This window comes from Oscillospiraceae bacterium CM, from assembly GCA_022870705.1.
Lineage (GTDB): Bacteria > Bacillota > Clostridia > Oscillospirales > Oscillospiraceae > Sporobacter.
Genome location: CP072107.1, coordinates 1249612 through 1266748 on the forward strand (window position 1 = coordinate 1249612; position 17137 = coordinate 1266748).

Consider the following 17137-nt stretch of genomic DNA (forward strand, 5'->3'; position numbering starts at 1 on the left):
ATAGCGGGTGCCTATCGGCTACCCACTGTAGTCTATTAGTCTGTCGTACTGTCCATGATACGCAGGATCTCACGCGAGGCCGCTTCAACGGTATCGTTGACGACAACATAGTCGTAGCCGTCCTTTTCCAAAAGCTCCGACCGCGCGCGCGCGAGCCGCCCGGCAAGCTTCTCTTCATCGTCGGTACCGCGCGACCGGAGACGGCGCTCAAGCTCTTCCATACTCGGCGGCACGATAAAAATCGTCACGGCCTCCGGCATGGCCGCTTTGACCTGCTTGCAGCCGACGACATCAATGTCGAGGATGACATCTTCCCCGGCTGCCAGATGGTCTAGAACCGCCTTTTTCGGCGTGCCGTAATAGCTGCCGACGTATTCGGCGTATTCCAGAAAGTCACCGGTGCGGATACACTCTTCAAACGCTTCACGCGTTAAAAAGCGGTAGGAAATGCCATCTGCCTCGCCCTGCCGCGGCGGCCGCGTTGTGGCCGAAACGGAAAAAACAAGCTCCTGATTCATCTGCATCAGCCGCGCGATGACAGTGCTTTTTCCTGTGCCGGACGGCGCTGAAATGATAAATAGGCGACCGCGCCGCTTATTCCGCATCATCGTCCTCCTCCGGCGCTTCCGGCTCACCCTTGACCGTGAGGCGACCGGCGACTGTCTCCGGCTGGATAGCCGATAAAATGATGAAGCCGCAGTCTGTGATGATAACGGCACGCGTTCGGCGGCCGTAGGTTGCGTCAATCAGCTGGCCTTTTTCGCGCGCGTCGGATATGATGCGCTTAATGGGGGCCGATTCCGGGCTGACAATGGCAATGAGCCGCCCCGCCGAGACCATGTTGCCAAATCCGATGTTAATAAGCTTCAACGCCGTCACCTCACTCGATATTTTGTGCCTGCTCGCGGATTTTTTCAATTTCCGCCTTGATGTCGACGACGAGGCGGGCCATGTCGGCGTCATTACCCTTCGAGCCGATTGTATTGGCTTCTCTGTTGAGCTCCTGAATCAGAAAATCAAGCTTTCGACCGACGGGCTCGCGCGCTAAAAGCATGGACCGGAGCTGACCGATGTGGCTTTTCAGGCGGACCGTCTCCTCTGAAACCGCGACGCGATCGGCAAAGATGGCCGCTTCCGTCAATATGCGGTTTTCATCGATATTTGATGACTGCAAAACCTCATTCATTTTCGTCAAAAGCCGCGCTCTGTAATCGGCCACCGTCTTCGGGGAAAGCTCCTCGGCCTTTAGCGTCAGGCGCTCAATCTCATTGAGGCGCTCGGCGATATCGGACGCCATATTTTCGCCCTCGCGGGCGCGCATTTTGTCAAAGTCTGAAAGCGCCGAGGCTAAAATGGCGGCGATATCGCGCGCGAGCACGTCGGCGTCGGCTTCATTCTTTTCAAGGAGCAAAACGTCCGGAAAGCGCGTAAAATCGGCGGCCGTTATGGTGTCGGAAAAACCATACGTTTCAGAGAGCGTTTTTAAAACAGCGGCGTACGCGTCGGCAACCGGCTTGTTGACCGAAATCGTCACCATATTGGCACGAGAAGAATCAATCGTCACGAAGACGTCAACCTTCCCACGGGAAATGCTTTTCGTCACAAGCGCTTTGAGCGTCTCCTCCGCCGCGCTGTAAACGCGCGGCATACGGATGGTGCAGTCCATGTATCTGTTATTGACGCTTTTGAGCTCCACCGTAATGTCGATATCACCGGAGGCGCCATTGGCACAGCCGTAGCCTGTCATACTTTTGATCATAAGTCACCTGTCACTGTTATTTTTTCGAATATTGCGCGAAATTCGGACGATATAAAACTCAATCAGACGGCGCAGCCCGATGTCAAAAACGACAAAAACAGCACTTCCTGCGAGATAGGCAAGATAAACAGGCACTGAAGGCAGAAAACGGTCATAAACAAGTGCTTTGAAAAGAAAAAGAACAACCGTCAGCACCGCGTTGAAAACAAGGAGCTTGACCGCCCAGGCCAGCCATACCGGCTTGAGGCGCTCAGCCAGACTTTTTAAGACAGGATAATAGCCGAAAAAGAGCGCGTACAAAAGAACTGCCGATTTATCCGGCACGAAAAGCGCCGCTAAGCCCGTACTGACAAGATAGACGAAAATGCCCGCCTTCATCCCGCCTTCAATAACGGCAGCCACGCCAAATAGTGACGCGGCGGCAATCATGCCGAGCTGTCCCGTTGGCAGAATGTTTGCCAGATACAGAAATACAAGCGTCAGGGCCGACATAACGGCCGTCACCGTCACGGTGCGCGCGCTGCCTCTCATCACCCTTAACAGTGGCAGCACATATCGGCACAGAGGAGCGCCGTGCAGATATCACACGCGCTGCACCCACCGGCCGGTGCGCCATACTGATAGCCAAACGGGCTGTACCCTGTCCCCGCGCGGCTCATAAAGTTGAGTGCCTGTACATATTCCTGATTGCCCGGCTCCATAGAAACCGCCGTCTGGTAATACTGCATTGCGTCATCCAGCCAGCCCTTGCGGTAACAGACGCTGCCCATGAGAAAATGCCATTCGGCGCTTCGTGACGAGGAGGCGTTTAAAAGCTCCTCTGCTTGAGCAATATTACCGGCGTTAATCGCCATGCGGACTTTCGTAAACTCTGGGCTTGAACCCGTCGAGCCGGTATAAGCGCCGCCGCCGTATCCGCCACGGCCCGCGCCGGAGCCGCCGGAGCCGCCGTATCCGCCGTTGCGGCCTTTTGTGACCGCATCATACGCCTCGTTTACTTCCTTCATTTTTTCCTGTGCCAGATCAGCCAGCGGGTTGTTGTGATAATTATCCGGATGGTATTTTCGAACAAGCTCACGGTAAGCTTTTTTTATCTCGTCGTCCGAAGCGTTTGGCGCAACACCGAGGACGCTGTATGGATCATTCATGTTGTCGGCCCATTCCCTTTGATTTTGTTTCGTTGTTGATATCACGCAGCACGCGCGCGCACATGCCCGGCATGCCGAGATAGAGGATATTCTGGACAACCGGCGTCCAAGGCCCAGGCTCCCGGAGCTCAAACGCGGCGGCAGCCAACGCACAGGAGTGTAAAAGCGTCGACTCCAATATTTTTCTGTCGTCGTCCGAAACCTGCCCGTCCGCCAAGGAGAAGCGGCGCGCGACGGGGTTAAACGAGCCTGTTTTCAAATCCTTTTGCAAATCGTCACAGGCGTCGATGATGTATACAAAACGGCCGACGTGGTATAAAAGCTGCTCCAAGGGCTTATTCTCGCCCGGCGCCAGACCCACCGTTAATAAGGCAAAGCAGTCGGCGCAGGCATCGAGCGTTGCTGAGGCGTTATTTTCCAGTGCGTTGAGGCGCTCCAGCGCAGTGCGCACATGCTGTTCAAACGCCGGGTATTTTTTGGCGGCTTTTTTGTAAGCGCCCCGGTAGACAACGGACAGAAGCCTGTCCGGAAGCGCTTTGAAAAACGTCTCGTCCTGCGCCGTGTCACGCAGCTTCCAATACGCCAAAATGACGCTGTATCCGGCGCAGTCGTCCAGCACCGGCGACGGCGTGCAGGCTTTCTTTTTAACAAACGGACTTGCCGGGCACCGGCGCGCACAGACCTGCATCGCCGAATCATTGTCCCACAGCAGCATGGCAAGCATCGTGAAATCATATGTGAGCATAAACCGGGCTAAAAAACCGTACTGCTTGGATAGCGCGTGGCACAAACCGCAGTAGAGCGACTTGTACGCTTCATACGAGCGCACCTTTAATTCGTCCTTATAAGGCCTTATATAACCGAACATCGTGTTTAGGCCTTTGCGATTTTGACGGTGATTTTATACGTGCCGATGATTCCGGCAGCTGCCCCGCCGCCCAAAGTGACCGTCACCGGGACGGTATACGTCCCCGGCACGCTGCCGATCGCGCTGAGGTCTGCCGTGACGCGAAGGTCGGCGGCTGTCACCTTGCTTAAATCATCAGCCTTCCCGCGGAGAACGACGTCAAGGCTTTTCGTCGTCACAACGGCTGTCATCCCGTCGGGGACGTTTGATGTTTCAAATGACGATGCCGTCACGTGCTTCGTCTCCAGACCGGAGACGGTCACGGTTACTTGTGCTTGCGTGAAGCCTGATAGATTCGTTGTCCCGTCAGGAAGCGCAAGCGTCAGCGTCTGTGTTGACGATGTCAAGAAAGATGTCGTATCGAGTGTGCCGAGATTTAAGGCGGTCAGGCCGCCCAGCGTCTCGGTGTCGCCCGAAAGCGTCACGGATGCCGGTGAAACGGAAAACGTCGTATTTGTTTCGTCGGCACCGGCACCGTAAGTGAGTGTCACCGTCAGCGGAACGGTTTTTGTGATAACAACAGGAATTCGTACGTGTGCCGTTTTTTGGCTAAGCGTGATAAAGCTGGACTCTACGGCATTGCCGCCGTCGTCCATCAGCGTCAGCGGAAAGTCGCCGTCAACCGTTTTCGTCAAATCGGCGTCCGATAAATCGGCAGACGCATAACTAACCCTGTCAATGATAGCCTTCGGGCCTGAAATTGTGATTGTTGACGGCGTGACCGCCGTCGTCCCGACTTCATAGCCGTCGGCCATTGCTGACGATGGCGTCGCGTGGACGGGTACATCTTTTTTGTCGATGGCGTCCACCGTTATCGTAATCCTATCAACTGATCTTGCCGCTATCGCAAGCTCTGACGGTTTGATGCCTGCCGGATAACCCATTGTATAGGACAGCTCATAGACGCCTGCCGCCTTAATTCCGGAGAGGTCTACCGTCGCCGTCACGTTCGTATTTGACAGCTGCGAGACGGTATTGCGGTTGCCGAGGAGCTTGAGCGTCAGTATGTCGGCATCTGTTTTCGTAATTACGAGATTTCTGCCGGCAAGCGTCTGTTGCCCGGCAAAAGTTATTTTAATATCACTCACCGTCATTGTGACATCGGGGTTATTCACGTACGCGACATAGAGCCAGATCGTCACCGAAGCAAGGACGGAAAATATGATATAAAACGCCTTGCTTCCAACCATTTTGTTAAAGCGTTCTCTCACCGTCATTTTCTCACCCTCAGCTTGTCCCGGAAACGGCCGTCCGCCGGGCCGTCGTCACTTAAAAGCTCATTGCGCAGAAGCTTTTCAAACGTATCATGCGCCAGATGGCGCTTGAGCATACCGTCCACGGCGACGGAGATGGAGCCCGTCTCCTCCGAAACGATGACGACAACGGCGTCGGACACTTCGCTCACGCCGATACCGGAGCGGTGGCGCATGCCGAGCTCGCGGCTGATATTCGAATTTGATGACATCGGCAGCATGCAGGAGGCCGCTATTATACGCCCGTCACGGACGATAACGGCCCCGTCGTGCAGCGGCGCTTTCGGATAGAAAATGCCATTAAGAAGCTCCGGTGAAACGACGGCGTCAAGCCGCGTGCCGGTTTTGATATAATCAACGAGCGCGATTTCGCGCTCAAAAACGATCAATGCGCCCGTTTTCTTTTTGGACATCTCCGCGCACGCGGCAACCGTGCTTGTAATACTGGCCTCAATACTGCTCAATTTGACAGGGTTTCCGAAAAACGATTTAAAGCGACTGCTGCCCATTTGCTCGAGGAAGCGACGCAGCTCCGGCTGAAAGAGGATGATTAAGACAAGCGCGCCGAGCTTCATCGTCTGGCCGAGCAAAAAGTTAATAACGCTGAGGTTTAAAAGGCTTGACAGCCACATAACGGCCAAAAGCAGGACGATGCCCTTGATGACACTGGCAGAGCTAGTTTTGCGGACGACCGTGATGATCCGATAAATCAGAAAAGCGACGATTGCGATGTCCAGCACATCCCAAATCGTCACGGTCTGTATAAAATTCAGAGAGACACGGAGAATTTCGCTCACAGAATTCATACCGAATACATCCTCAAACGTCATCTTCATAAAAGCCGGACGCCGACTTCACGGCTAACCGGCGTCGTACCACCTGTTTTAAACTGCTTGTATCATTATATAATAAATATGGAAAATTGGCAATCTACTTATGTGTAAACAATTTGTATCAAAAGCACGGGAAAACCGTCATTTCCAATCGTCTCAGACGTATTGAGACGCAATCTCCCCGACGGCGCGGCTGAAAACGTCTATCTCACGCATCGTTGTGAAGGACGAAACGCTCGCGCGCACAGTGCCGGTTGAAAGCGTCCCCGCCGTTTTATGCGCCAGGGGCGCGCAGTGCAGGCCGACGCGGACGGCAATGCCGCGCTTTGAAAGCTCTTCCCCAACCGTCTCACACGCCATGTTATTGATAACGAACGACAACACACCGCTTTGAAACGCCAAATCGTCGCTTTTCATGAGACGTACCCCCTTGTGCCGGACGAGCACCTTGGCGGCATATTGAACAAGGTCGCGTTCATGCGCGAGAATATTTTTCTGGCCTTTTTTCCGCACAAAACGAAGTCCCTCCAAAAGCCCGGCAATCCCCGGCATATTGTGCGTTCCGGCCTCCAATCTGTCGGGCAGCATCGGCGGCATGTCACGCGAGAGCGAATGGCTGCCAGTTCCCCCTTCTATTATGCCCTGCGGAACACCCGCGCATAATAGAAGCCCTGTCCCCTGTGGCCCGTAGAGGCCTTTATGTCCCGGCATACAAATATAACTTGCCCCCAGGCTCTCGAAATCAATATCCAGAGCGCCAGCCGACTGTGAGGCATCTAATACGAATGGAATCTGACGTGCCCGGCAGACTTTTGCCAGCCGCTCGGCAGGCTGGATATAACCAAAGACGTTAGATACGTGGTTTAAAACGACGAGCGCCGTATCACTTGTCAGATGGCTTTCAAAGGCGCACAGAGCCAGCTCCGGCTCAAACAGCGGCGCCGCGGCGACGACGACACGCGCGCCGACAGCGTGCAGCGGGCGCGTCACCGCGTTATGCTCATATCCCGATATCACAACCTTATCACCGCGTTTGGCAAGGCTTTTGATGGCAATATTTAAAGCGTGTGTAGCGTTAAACGTCAAAACAACCTGCTCCGGGCTTTTGACATTAAAGAGCTCACAGGCCGCCTCCCGGCAGGCAAGCATCGTCTCTGCCGCGTCAAAAGCCGCTTTATGCGCGCCTCTGCCCGGCGTCGCGAGGCGGCACACAGCCCTTGAAGCGGCGCGCGCGACGGCCAACGGTTTAACGAGTGTCGTTGCGGCGTTATCGAGGTAGATCACAGCTGTACCTCGCCGAGATTCCCATCAGCGTATAAAACAAAAATTTTTAGCGGATATAACGCGGCGTCTTTCAGTAACACAAGCGCGTCCGACAAGTGCTTTGCCGACACCTTGACACAGTAGCCGCAGCCGTCCGACGAGACATGCTGCGGAATTTTTGTAATAATGGCGGTGATTCCGGCGCGTTCCAGCGCTTTGGCAGAACGCTGCGCATATGTGAGCGAGCGGCAGATCAGAAGATAATAAACCACGAAACGGCTCTCCTCCCAACTTGTATTAAACCGGCGGTCCGCCCGCCGTTCAACTTATCATATGCCGCGCACCGTGTTTGCGATTAAAAAAAACGCACGCCGATATTATTCGGCGTGCGGCTGGAAGCTTCATTATTTGACAGACGTCTAGACCGTATTATGCCATTTTTTCAAGAAGCACAACGGCGTGGGCCGCCATGCCAAGCCCCTCGCCCGTAAAACCCATTTTTTCTTCCGTCGTCGCTTTGACACTGACGGTATCAACCGGCACATCAAGCGCCCCAGCGATGTTTTCGCGCATCGCGCCAATGTACGGCGCAAGGCGCGGGTTTTGACAAATAATGGTCATATCAGTATTTGAGAGCTGATAGCCAAGCGCTGTCACGCGCGTATAAACCGTTTTTAACAGTTCGATGCTATCGGCACCGTGATACGCCTCGTCACTGTTGGGAAACATTTTGCCGATATCGCCGAGCGCGAGCGCCCCTAAAAGCGCATCCATCAGCGCATGAACGGGTACGTCGGCATCGGAGTGGCCGTCGGGCCCAACGTCACTCGGCACAGTCACCCCGCACAGAATACAGGGCCGACCTTTTAGAAAGCGGTGTGCATCATACCCGTGACCGATTCTCATCAGGATTTCCTCCGCATGTCAAGGATGGCGCTTGCAAAAGCAAGGTCTGCCGCCGTCGTCAGTTTGATGTTCTCACGCGCACCGGGTGTCAGATGGACGGGATAACCAAGCGCTTCAACGGCCATGCAATCGTCCGTGACTGTGATGCCTTTTTGCAGGGCGTGATGCAACGCACCTTTGAGAATAGCTGCATCGAAGACCTGCGGTGTCTGAATTTCATAAAGGGTGCTTCTGTCAAGCGTTCGAATAACCGTCCCGTTTTTCGCCTCCTTGACCGTCGCCACAACGGGGACGGAGGGCGCGGCCGCGCCGTATTGCGCAGCGGCCGAAACAGCGCTTTGTATAACTGTTTCCGTCACAAAGGGGCGCGCCCCATCGTGAACGGCGATCAGCTGCGTATCCTCCGGCACCTCCAGCGCACCGCGGTAAACGGATTCCTGACGGCTCTCCCCACCCGCGACAACCTTGAAGATCTTTTTAATATGATGCGCGCGGCATAAAACGGCCACGGCATTAATATCTGGCTTGCGCGTGACAACGACAATATCGTCAATGGCGTCGCAGCCATCGAGTGCCAATAACGTCCATACAAGCACAGGCTTGCCGTCAAGCTCGATAAACAGCTTATTCTGTCCGTCCATCCGGGTTGAAGAGCCGGCTGCGGCAACAACGGCCGTACAGCGGATGCCGCTTCGCTTTTTTTGCTTTTTCGTCAGCCCGAAGGCCATCCGGCATCCCCCTTTTCCTCGTACGCCGAATAGATAAAAAGCGGCGAGTCAGGCTCGCCGCAGAAGGCCGGATTCAAAACCGGCCGCTTTATGCTAAAACCGCGTTAATCCGCGTTTCCACTTCTTCATAGCTGGAATGCTGTGATAAAACGATTTCGGATATCAGAATCTGTTTAGCAGAGTGGAGCATTTTACGCTCGCCAGTAGATAAGCCTTTTTCCACGTCACGCGCCATGAGGCCCTTGACAACACGCGCAACCTCCAGCAAATCGCCGCTTTTCAAACGCTGCATGTTTTCCCGGTAACGCCTGTTCCAGTTGGCGGTCATGTCCGCCTCAATACTGGCGATGGCGTTTAAAAGTGATTCGGCTTCATCAAAATCGACAATCGGCCGGACGCCGATGGCCGCGCTGCTCTCCGTCGGAATCATAACGACCATGCCACCTGCTGGCATCCTGAGAATATAATACTGCCGCGTCATACCGTTGATCTTTTTTTCCTCAATACTGTCAATAATACCCGCCCCATGCATCGGGTGCGCAATCATATCACCAATTCTGAACATACCCTACTCCTCTGCTTCCGCTCGGCGCTGCCGGGCACTGCCCAGTCTGCCGATTGGATAACATATTTATTATATACCTTTTTTACATGTGATATCAAGCTTTTTTCTCATCTGCTTCTCATTTCAACATGGCAGGGGTTGTGTTTGCCGCCAAAAGTAGTCGATTTACCCTTTTTTTCATACGACTATATTTTTCCATTTTGACAGAAAAATAAACCGGAAACGGCTTTTGCCGTTTCCGGTTTGTCGATTTTTCGTTTTTATTCCGCCGAATCGGCGTCGTCAGCTGTATCCTGACCGGGCATCAGCGCACGGATTGAAAGTGAAACCTTATGTTTATCATGATCGATATCGGTGATTTTGACAGTAACGGTATCGCCTTCCGCAACGGCTTCAGACGGCAGGCCGATCCGATGGTCAGTAATCTGCGAAATGTGAATCAGCCCATCGACACCCGGCATGATCTCGGCAAACGCACCGAACGGCATGAGCTTGACGATTTTAACGGTAACCGTATCGCCAATCTTGTTAGCAGAGACGAATTTCTCCCACGGATTGTCGTCTTTCGTCTTATAACCGAGAGAAATCTTTTTCTTTTCCTTATCAAAGCCGATGACGTAGACCGTGATCTCGTCGCCGATCTTCAAAACATCCGACGGCTGGTGGATTCGCGTCCAGCTCAGCTCAGAAACGTGCACCATACCGTCAATGCCGCCGATATCGACAAAAGCGCCATATGACGTCATGGACTTAACAACACCCTGATATTTTTTGCCGATTTCAATCTCGTTCCAGATCTGGTCAGACTTTTCACGACGTTCCTCATTTGCAACGGCGCGAATCGAGCCGACAACGCGGCGTCTGGGCTGATTGACCTCGGTAATGCGGAGGCGAACCTTCGTCTTGACGAGCGCCGACATCGGCTCGTCCTTTGACAAACCCGTCTGAGAGGCCGGAACAAAAACGCGGACACCCTTGACAGAGACGACGACACCGCCCTTATTCTCCTCGGTGACAACGCCCTCTACGGTCGTTCTTTCATTTTTGGCCGTCTCAACGTCTTCCCAGTTTTTTACAGAGTCAAGGCGTTTTTTAGACAGCATAACGGTGCCTTCAACGTCGTTAACACGGAGGACAAACGTCTCGATCGTGTCACCGACCTTGAGCATGTCTTCCAATTTGACCGAGGGGTCATCCGTTAGCTCGGAAATCGGTATGTATCCCGACTGTTTTGTACCAAGATCGACGGATATCTCTGTCGGTGTGATGGCGGCGACAACGCCGGTCACTTTTTCCCCAGTATTTAAAGTTTTTATTGATTTTTCGAGCATTTCCTCGAAGGACTCCGCGACCTCCGCGGTGCCGGACTGGCCCGCTGCAGGCTCCTCAGCTTGTCCGGTAATGCCTTCGATTCTTGTTTCTTCACTCATTCTCTGACAGACCTCCTTAATTATCCACGCCGGCGTCGAGGCCCCTGCCGTGATCCCGACCGTATCCGTTTCCGAATATTGGGACATATCAAGCTCATCAGCTGTTTCAACAAAGGTGACCCTATTGCAAAACTCTCTGCAGATATCGGCCAGCTTCAGGCTGTTGGCACTGGAGCGGCCGCCGATCACAATCATCGCGTCGGCAAGACGGGATAATTCCTTTGCCTCTTCCTGGCGTCTAAACGTGGCGTTGCATATTGTATCAAATATTTTAAGATTTGTACACTCTTTTTTTGCTGTGTTTAAGCATTTTTCGAAGTTTGAGCGAAGGCTCGTTGTCTGACAAACTATGGATACGGGCGCATTTTTCCAGTCCGGGAACGCGCCAAAAAATTCTTCCATTTCTTGCTGTGTTTCTATAATCTGGCACCCCGCGCACCAGCTGGATATCGCTTCCACCTCTGGGTGGTGCCGCTCTCCAATGATTAAAACTTGTCTGCCAGCGGATGACTCACCGCGGACAATTTCATGGATTTTACGCACGTCCGGGCATGTGGCGTCAACAATGGTAACGCCGTTATAAGACAGCGCCTCCAGCTCCTCTTTTTTAGCACCGTGCGAGCGGATAATCACCGTGTCGCCAGGCTGCGCGGCCGCCGCGTCATTAATTTCGCCGATGCCCTTTTGCGCCAGCATTTCAGTGACGCTTTTATTGTGAATTACGGGGCCGAGTGTTTTGCAGCCGCAGAATTTCTCTGCCGCTTCCTCGCAGAGCGCGACGGCCCGGCGAACACCAAAGCAAAAGCCAGCCGATTTGGCCAGAATAATCTTCATCCTCTCTCCTCACTGCCGGAGATGCGCGATTTTTTCCATCATATCATCGGCAAGGCGTACATAAGCGTCGTTTGAAAGCTTTTTCCGCTCGGGGTTGACGAGATACGGTACGCCGATCACGATGGTATACCGATGAAAAATCCGTTTGCCCGACGGGATATATACGGGTACAACAGGCACGTTCATCTGATCGGCCATTTTAACGGCGCCGAGCTTTGCCTCAACCTTCTCGTCACCGCGCACGCGTTGGCCCTCTGGGAAGATGAGCATCTTCTCGCCTTCCTTAAGGTATTTGAGCGTCTTGCGGATTGCACCGACATCGCTGATGCTCCTGTCGACAGGAAAGCTCCCCGCTGCCCTGTAAAACGCCGACAGAATCGGTACATCAAAAAGCTCTTTTTTGCCCATCATGTGCAGGTGATTATTGATACCAGCGGCAAAGCCGACAAAAATGGGGTCGAGGTTACTGGTGTGGTTGGCACAGAAAACTGCCGCCCCTTTCGGAACGTTTTCACGGCCACGAAACCGCAGCCAATAAAACGGAAACAAAAACAGCCTTAAAATAATGTAAAGCCATCTGTATGCTCGGAATTCTTTGTTCATAAGCCCAGCCTTTCCTGCGCCAGACCTTGAATCCTCAAAAGCGTATCGTCCAGCGTCATATCCGTCGTATCGAGCAGGACGGCGTCCACTGCCGCTTTAAGCGGCGCATTCTGGCGCGATGTGTCGTTTTCATCACGGTAAACAAGGTCACGGCGCACATCGTTAAGCGTCGTATCGATGCCCTTCACGCACAGCTCCTCATAGCGCCTTCGCGCGCGGACATCCGTTTCAGCCGTTAAAAAAATCTTCAGACCGGCGTTCGGCAAAACGACCGTGCCGATATCGCGCCCGTCCATCACAACATCGTACGTCGACGCTATTTCCCGCTGCATGGATAGGAGAAAAGCGCGAACCGGCGCCATCGCTGAGACATCGGAGGCGTAGATCGACGCTTCCGGCAGCCGGATCTCATCCGTGACGTCCGTGCCGTTTAAGATCATCCGCTGGACGCCGGAGGGATCATAGCGCATTTCAAGGTGAATTTCCGGCAGAAGAGCCGTCACGGCGGCTTCATCCTTGGATGCAACGCCGTTTTTCAGAACATAGAGACCGACCGTTCTGTATAAAGCGCCCGTGTCGACATAAATTAGCCCAAATTTCTGCGCCGTCAGCCGGGCCAGCGTACTCTTCCCAGCGCTGCTCGGGCCGTCTATGGCGATGCTTCGTTTTTCCATGAGGTGTATCCTTTCAAGGTGCGCCCTGTTTATCGAAAGGGCTGTATATGGCTGCCGGCGGCATAGGCCGTCGACCACGCAATCTGCAGGTTGAAGCCGCCGGTGTACGCGTCGGCATCGATGATTTCCCCGGCAAAATAAAGGCCATCAACACGCTTTGATGCCATCGTCGTCGGGTTAATCTCCCGCGTGTCAACGCCGCCGGACGTGATGATGGCCTCGTCAATCGGGCGCGGGCCTGTCACATCAAGCATAAACGCCTTCAAGACGGATAAAAGCGCGGCGCGCTGGGCGCGCGTCACCGAATGGACTTTTGTGTCCGCTGGAACGCCGCTGCGCTCAATGACGACAGGAATCATCGTCCTGTGCAGCAAGTCGCCCAAGGCGTTGGCAAAATCCCGGTTTTTATATTTTTCGAAATCGCGCCGGATGCGCGCGTCGAGCTTCTGCTCGTCGAGCGCCGGCTTGAGGTCAAGCGCGAGCGTATATGTTTTCCCGGGAAAATCGCACATGTGCGCGCTTGCCGATAAAACGAGCGGCCCCGACACACCAAAATGCGTAAAAAGCAGCTCGCCGAAATCCTCAAAGACCGGCTTCCGGCCGCCGTCCCGCACTGTCAGGCGGACATTTTTAAGCGTCAGCCCCTGCATACGCGCGCAGATGTCGGGTGACGCTTCGAGCGGCACAAGCGAAGGCTTCGGGGGAATGATGGTGTGGCCTAAGGATTCGGCCAGCGCGTAGCCGTCGCCCGTCGCGCCCGTGCGCGGATAAGAGAGGCCGCCTGTACAGAGGACGGCGGCGGTGCATAGAATCGTTTCCCGGGGCGTCACAACACCCGTTACAAAACCATTATCTGTCATAATCGCCGTTGCCGCAGCCCGCCTTATCAAAACGCCCGATTGCTCGGTAAAGCGCCTGAGGGCAGAGACAATATCGGAAGCCCTGTCCGAAACAGGAAAAACCCTGTTGCCGCGTTCCGTTTTGAGCGGCACACCAAGCTTTTCAAACAGCGCCATCGCGTCCTGCGGTGAAAAGGCATTCAAAGCGCTTTGGAGAAAACGGCCACCCGTCGGGATGTTGTCCAAAACGTCACGTATTGTGCAGTTATTCGTCAGGTTGCAGCGCCCTTTGCCGGTAATTGAGAGCTTGACGCCGAGCCGTTCATTTTTCTCTAACAGTAAAACGCGCCGCCCGTTTGAGGCGGCAACGGCGGCGCAGAGCATGCCGGCAGCGCCGCCGCCGATGACAACAGCTTCATACATCTGTCTTTTCGTATACCTCGTTTTCGTCCCAAATACTCTCCAGCTTTTCAAAGTTGGAAAAGAGGTCGCCCTCCGCCTTCGCGCTGGCCGCGACGATGAGGGCGTTGACAAGGCTTAAAGGCGCAACGAGCGTGTCGAGGAAAGAAACCATGTCGCTTCTGGCATAAAGTGCCGTCGTCGCCAGCTTGGCAATTGGCGAGGCGGGCGTATCGGTGATGCCGATGACATCTGCCCCCATATCGCGCGCGTAGCGCATTGCCTTAATGGTGCGCCGCGAATAGCGCGGAAACGACAGCGCGATAAAGACATCACCTTTTGTGATGCGCAAGATCTGCTCAAATATCTCACCGGCCGAGCTGCCGTTAATGATCCGGACGCGGTCGAAGAGCAAATTAAAATAAAAGCCCATAAAATTGGCCAGCGCCGAGGCCGACCGCAGGCCGAAAATGTAAATATTCTTGGCTTTGACGATGGTGCTCACCGCCGCTTCAAAATCATCTCTGTTCGTCTCCTCCATCGTCTGGCGGATCTGCTCAATATCGGACGACAAGACAAGTGAAAGAATGTCCTGGCTTTCCATCAATTCACGAGAAACCTGAATCCGTTGAACGGATGTGAGACAGTTGCGCACCGTATCCTGCAGTGCCCGGCGCATTTCGGGGTAGCCGTTATAGCCGAGCTCAGCGGCAAAGCGGACGACCGTTGACTCGCTGACGTCAACAACCTGGCCAAGGCGGCTGGCCGTCATAAACGCCGCTTTTTCGTAGTTTTCAAGAATATATTTGGCGATGCTGCGCTGTCCTTTGGAAAAGCTGGGCGACGCCGCTTCAATCACACTCAGGATGTCCTGATCCATCAGTATGCCTCCCATTTGCGTTCGGCGCTTTACATTGATGGCGCCTTATGGGAATATCATACTATGATTTTTTTATAAATCAAGGCAATTTTGCAATTTTACGATCTTCATCCTGCATATTTCCGCGCAGACGGGCAATTTCGCTTGCCGTCAAAAATCGCCAAGCGCCTGTTTTAAGGCTCCCTAACGTCAGGCCTCCCTCCTCAACGCGCGTGAGGGATTTGACATCCAGATTGACGGCTTGGCACATTTTTCGCACCTGTCTGTTGCGCCCCTCGTGGATGATTATTTCCAGAAAGCCGCCCTCCGGTATCTTGCTTAATAGGCGCACTTTAGCCGGTTTTATTGTGTAGCCGTCTATCACCATTGGCTGTGACAGCGGGGTGAGCGCTGCGTCAACGTCGCCTTTCACGCGCGCCCAATATGTCTTGGATTTCTCGTGCGATGGGTGCATGAGGATATTCGCCAGTTCCCCATCGTTTGTCAGAAGCAAAAGGCCCTCTGTGTTCATGTCCAGCCGCCCAATCGGATAGACACGCGCACCGCAGTCCCTGACAATGTCGCAGACGCTGCGCCGCCCCTTCTCGTCGTGCACCGTCGTGACAAAGCCGCGCGGCTTGTTGAGCATGATGGTGACCTTGCCCGACGCTTGTTGCAGGGGCGCGCTGTCAACCTCAATCACGTCAATGTCGGGGTCGGCGCTCTCACCGAGCAAGGCCGTCACGCCGTTTAGGCGCACCCGGCCTTCCCGGATCATTTCTTCCGCAGCGCGGCGCGAAGCCACACCACGGGCAGACAGTATTTTCTGAAGGCGCTCCTTCATGCGATCTCCTTTAATGCCGGTACTTTACGGTACCGCATAGCTTTCACGGACGGATGGCAGCGGCGTCGGCAGTGACAGCGCCCGTTTTATTTTTTCCCACACTGAAAGCGGTACGGTCTTGTCAAGCGCGACCGACGCGTCATACACAAGCGGAATTGTTTTGACAGCTTTGCCGTTAATTTTAACCGTCAGCGTCCCGGCCGTCTGCCCCGCTGTCACCGGCGCATAGACAAATTTCGGCGCTGACCAGAAATATTCGGCTTTGTCATCTTTGCGGCAGACGATGTCATCCACGCCGTCAGGCCTGATGGGCACGTTTTCAGAAACGCCGGAAATGACGGAAACGTCCTGCAGCCGGTCACGAACGGCACGGATATCGAGCGCGCGGTATTCCCCGAATGCCCAATCATACAGAGCTGAATGGTCGGCCCAGTCGTTGGAGTCACCGAGCGTAACACAGATGAGACCGAGACCGCCGCGCTGAGCGGATGAGACGAGCGTGCGCCCAGCTTTTTCCGTATACCCCGTCTTGACGCCAGTGACGCCGGGGCACGTCCAGAGGAGTCTGTTATGACTGACAAATGTCCGCCCGTCAATCGTCACCGTCTTCGTTGAAACAATTTCGCGAAACATATTGTTTTTCATAGCGGCTGCCGTAATCACGGCAAGGTCACGCGCCGAGCAGGACGCGCCATCATCATCCAAGCCGTGCGGGTTTGCAAAATGCGCGTTCCGGCAGCCAAGAGCGGCCGCTTTTGTATTCATCAGATTGACAAATTTTTGAACGTCTCCCGAGACATGCTGTGCCAGCGCAATGGCGGCGTCGTTGCCGGAGTCGAGCAGCAGCCCAAATAAAAGCGCGCGCACTGTCAGCGTCTCGCCCGGGACGAGGCCAATTGCCGAGCCGTCGACTGGCGGAAAATCATCCGGTATCCGCACCGACTCGTTCAAATCGGCATGTTCCAAGACAACAAGCGCCGTCATGATTTTCGTCGTGCTGGCAATCAGCTGCGGCGCATCGGCATTTTTCTCATAGAGTACCGTCTGTCCGTCCGACGCTGTCACAATGGCGGCAAATGCCGAATTTTCCGGCGCGGCGGTCGCGGCAGTTGCCTGAACACCCCCGGCGAGAATAGCGGCAATAAGACAGCACACTGTTAAGACATGCACAGCGCGGCTCAGACACTTGTTCATTACTAATGCGATTTTTCTTCTTTTCACGGCAAAGCACCACCCTGTTTTGATAAAGGCAGTGCTTATTATGGGCGCGCGGCGTGTCATTATCCGCCGCGC

Annotated in this window: 20 protein-coding genes; all 20 read right to left on the minus strand. The window is 54.3% G+C overall.

The window, feature by feature from the left end:
- Nucleotides 1–35: 35 nt before the first annotated feature.
- On the minus strand, nucleotides 36–608 hold the full coding sequence (gene gmk / locus IZU99_06220) for a guanylate kinase (protein ID UOO36881.1): 573 nt from the start codon (nucleotides 606–608) through the stop codon (nucleotides 36–38).
- Complete coding sequence (locus IZU99_06225) at nucleotides 595–963, minus strand: DUF370 domain-containing protein (GenBank protein UOO36882.1); 369 nt, start codon at nucleotides 961–963, stop codon at nucleotides 595–597. Before IZU99_06225 ends, gmk begins: the two co-directional genes overlap by 14 nt.
- The gene (locus IZU99_06230) at nucleotides 881–1759 is read right to left on the minus strand and encodes a YicC family protein (protein UOO36883.1); all 879 of its coding nucleotides are present in this window, start codon (nucleotides 1757–1759) and stop codon (nucleotides 881–883) included. The genes IZU99_06225 and IZU99_06230 overlap by 83 nt, the downstream gene beginning before the upstream one ends.
- A 3-nt stretch (nucleotides 1760–1762) precedes the next feature.
- On the minus strand, nucleotides 1763–2290 hold the full coding sequence (locus tag IZU99_06235) for a hypothetical protein (protein UOO36884.1): 528 nt from the start codon (nucleotides 2288–2290) through the stop codon (nucleotides 1763–1765).
- A 5-nt stretch (nucleotides 2291–2295) separates the two neighbouring features.
- Nucleotides 2296–2907: a DnaJ domain-containing protein gene (locus IZU99_06240; protein UOO36885.1), complete on the minus strand. Its 612-nt coding sequence runs from the start codon at nucleotides 2905–2907 to the stop codon at nucleotides 2296–2298.
- Nucleotides 2900–3736: a hypothetical protein gene (locus tag IZU99_06245; protein ID UOO36886.1), complete on the minus strand. Its 837-nt coding sequence runs from the start codon at nucleotides 3734–3736 to the stop codon at nucleotides 2900–2902. The genes IZU99_06240 and IZU99_06245 overlap by 8 nt, the downstream gene beginning before the upstream one ends.
- 44 nt (nucleotides 3737–3780) lie before the next feature.
- A complete protein-coding gene (locus IZU99_06250; GenBank protein ID UOO36887.1) occupies nucleotides 3781–5031 on the minus strand; it encodes a hypothetical protein in 1251 nt (416 codons plus the stop codon).
- Nucleotides 5028–5873 (minus strand): diadenylate cyclase CdaA, encoded by an 846-nt coding sequence (cdaA, locus tag IZU99_06255; protein UOO36888.1) that lies wholly within the window; start codon nucleotides 5871–5873, stop codon nucleotides 5028–5030. Before cdaA ends, IZU99_06250 begins: the two co-directional genes overlap by 4 nt.
- A 183-nt stretch (nucleotides 5874–6056) precedes the next feature.
- Nucleotides 6057–7184 carry an aminotransferase class V-fold PLP-dependent enzyme gene (locus IZU99_06260; GenBank protein UOO36889.1) on the minus strand — a complete coding sequence of 376 codons (1128 nt, stop codon included), beginning with the start codon at nucleotides 7182–7184 and terminating at the stop codon, nucleotides 6057–6059.
- A complete protein-coding gene (locus tag IZU99_06265; GenBank protein UOO36890.1) occupies nucleotides 7181–7435 on the minus strand; it encodes a DUF3343 domain-containing protein in 255 nt (84 codons plus the stop codon). Before IZU99_06265 ends, IZU99_06260 begins: the two co-directional genes overlap by 4 nt.
- A gap of 157 nt (nucleotides 7436–7592) precedes the next feature.
- Nucleotides 7593–8072 (minus strand): 2-C-methyl-D-erythritol 2,4-cyclodiphosphate synthase, encoded by a 480-nt coding sequence (locus IZU99_06270; protein ID UOO38768.1) that lies wholly within the window; start codon nucleotides 8070–8072, stop codon nucleotides 7593–7595.
- Complete coding sequence (ispD, locus tag IZU99_06275; protein UOO36891.1) at nucleotides 8069–8797, minus strand: 2-C-methyl-D-erythritol 4-phosphate cytidylyltransferase; 729 nt, start codon at nucleotides 8795–8797, stop codon at nucleotides 8069–8071. Before ispD ends, IZU99_06270 begins: the two co-directional genes overlap by 4 nt.
- 88 nt (nucleotides 8798–8885) lie before the next feature.
- Nucleotides 8886–9362 (minus strand): CarD family transcriptional regulator, encoded by a 477-nt coding sequence (locus tag IZU99_06280; protein UOO36892.1) that lies wholly within the window; start codon nucleotides 9360–9362, stop codon nucleotides 8886–8888.
- Between the two features lie 260 nt (nucleotides 9363–9622).
- A complete protein-coding gene (locus tag IZU99_06285; protein UOO36893.1) occupies nucleotides 9623–11626 on the minus strand; it encodes a bifunctional 4-hydroxy-3-methylbut-2-enyl diphosphate reductase/30S ribosomal protein S1 in 2004 nt (667 codons plus the stop codon).
- 9 nt (nucleotides 11627–11635) lie between these two features.
- Entirely contained in the window at nucleotides 11636–12229 is a 594-nt protein-coding gene (locus IZU99_06290) for a 1-acyl-sn-glycerol-3-phosphate acyltransferase (GenBank protein ID UOO36894.1), read from the minus strand.
- Nucleotides 12226–12903, minus strand: a complete 678-nt coding sequence (locus IZU99_06295; protein ID UOO36895.1) for a (d)CMP kinase — start codon at nucleotides 12901–12903, stop codon at nucleotides 12226–12228. Before IZU99_06295 ends, IZU99_06290 begins: the two co-directional genes overlap by 4 nt.
- Nucleotides 12904–12932: 29 nt before the next feature.
- Nucleotides 12933–14165 carry an NAD(P)/FAD-dependent oxidoreductase gene (locus tag IZU99_06300; GenBank protein UOO36896.1) on the minus strand — a complete coding sequence of 411 codons (1233 nt, stop codon included), beginning with the start codon at nucleotides 14163–14165 and terminating at the stop codon, nucleotides 12933–12935.
- Nucleotides 14158–15021, minus strand: a complete 864-nt coding sequence (locus IZU99_06305; GenBank protein UOO36897.1) for a MurR/RpiR family transcriptional regulator — start codon at nucleotides 15019–15021, stop codon at nucleotides 14158–14160. Before IZU99_06305 ends, IZU99_06300 begins: the two co-directional genes overlap by 8 nt.
- Before the next feature lie 79 nt (nucleotides 15022–15100).
- On the minus strand, nucleotides 15101–15844 hold the full coding sequence (locus IZU99_06310) for an rRNA pseudouridine synthase (GenBank protein ID UOO36898.1): 744 nt from the start codon (nucleotides 15842–15844) through the stop codon (nucleotides 15101–15103).
- Between the two features lie 24 nt (nucleotides 15845–15868).
- On the minus strand, nucleotides 15869–17065 hold the full coding sequence (locus IZU99_06315; GenBank protein ID UOO36899.1) for a D-alanyl-D-alanine carboxypeptidase: 1197 nt from the start codon (nucleotides 17063–17065) through the stop codon (nucleotides 15869–15871).
- Between the last annotated feature and the right edge of the window lie 72 nt (nucleotides 17066–17137).

Bases quoted from the DNA above. Each gene is read 5' to 3' on its own strand.
- gmk (UOO36881.1), bottom strand. From the start codon at position 608: ATGATGCGGAATAAGCGGCGCGGTCGCCTATTTATCATTTCAGCGCCG.
- ispD (UOO36891.1), bottom strand. From the start codon at position 8,797: ATGGCCTTCGGGCTGACGAAAAAGCAAAAAAAGCGAAGCGGCATCCGC.
- IZU99_06305 (UOO36897.1), bottom strand. From the start codon at position 15,021: ATGGATCAGGACATCCTGAGTGTGATTGAAGCGGCGTCGCCCAGCTTT.
- IZU99_06225 (UOO36882.1), bottom strand. From the start codon at position 963: ATGACGCCGACATGGCCCGCCTCGTCGTCGACATCAAGGCGGAAATTG.
- IZU99_06240 (UOO36885.1), bottom strand. From the start codon at position 2,907: ATGAATGATCCATACAGCGTCCTCGGTGTTGCGCCAAACGCTTCGGAC.
- IZU99_06235 (UOO36884.1), bottom strand. From the start codon at position 2,290: ATGAGAGGCAGCGCGCGCACCGTGACGGTGACGGCCGTTATGTCGGCC.
- IZU99_06285 (UOO36893.1), bottom strand. From the start codon at position 11,626: ATGAAGATTATTCTGGCCAAATCGGCTGGCTTTTGCTTTGGTGTTCGC.
- IZU99_06295 (UOO36895.1), bottom strand. From the start codon at position 12,903: ATGGAAAAACGAAGCATCGCCATAGACGGCCCGAGCAGCGCTGGGAAG.
- IZU99_06280 (UOO36892.1), bottom strand. From the start codon at position 9,362: ATGTTCAGAATTGGTGATATGATTGCGCACCCGATGCATGGGGCGGGT.
- IZU99_06250 (UOO36887.1), bottom strand. From the start codon at position 5,031: ATGACGGTGAGAGAACGCTTTAACAAAATGGTTGGAAGCAAGGCGTTT.
- IZU99_06230 (UOO36883.1), bottom strand. From the start codon at position 1,759: ATGATCAAAAGTATGACAGGCTACGGCTGTGCCAATGGCGCCTCCGGT.
- cdaA (UOO36888.1), bottom strand. From the start codon at position 5,873: ATGAATTCTGTGAGCGAAATTCTCCGTGTCTCTCTGAATTTTATACAG.
- IZU99_06290 (UOO36894.1), bottom strand. From the start codon at position 12,229: ATGAACAAAGAATTCCGAGCATACAGATGGCTTTACATTATTTTAAGG.
- IZU99_06310 (UOO36898.1), bottom strand. From the start codon at position 15,844: ATGAAGGAGCGCCTTCAGAAAATACTGTCTGCCCGTGGTGTGGCTTCG.
- IZU99_06300 (UOO36896.1), bottom strand. From the start codon at position 14,165: ATGTATGAAGCTGTTGTCATCGGCGGCGGCGCTGCCGGCATGCTCTGC.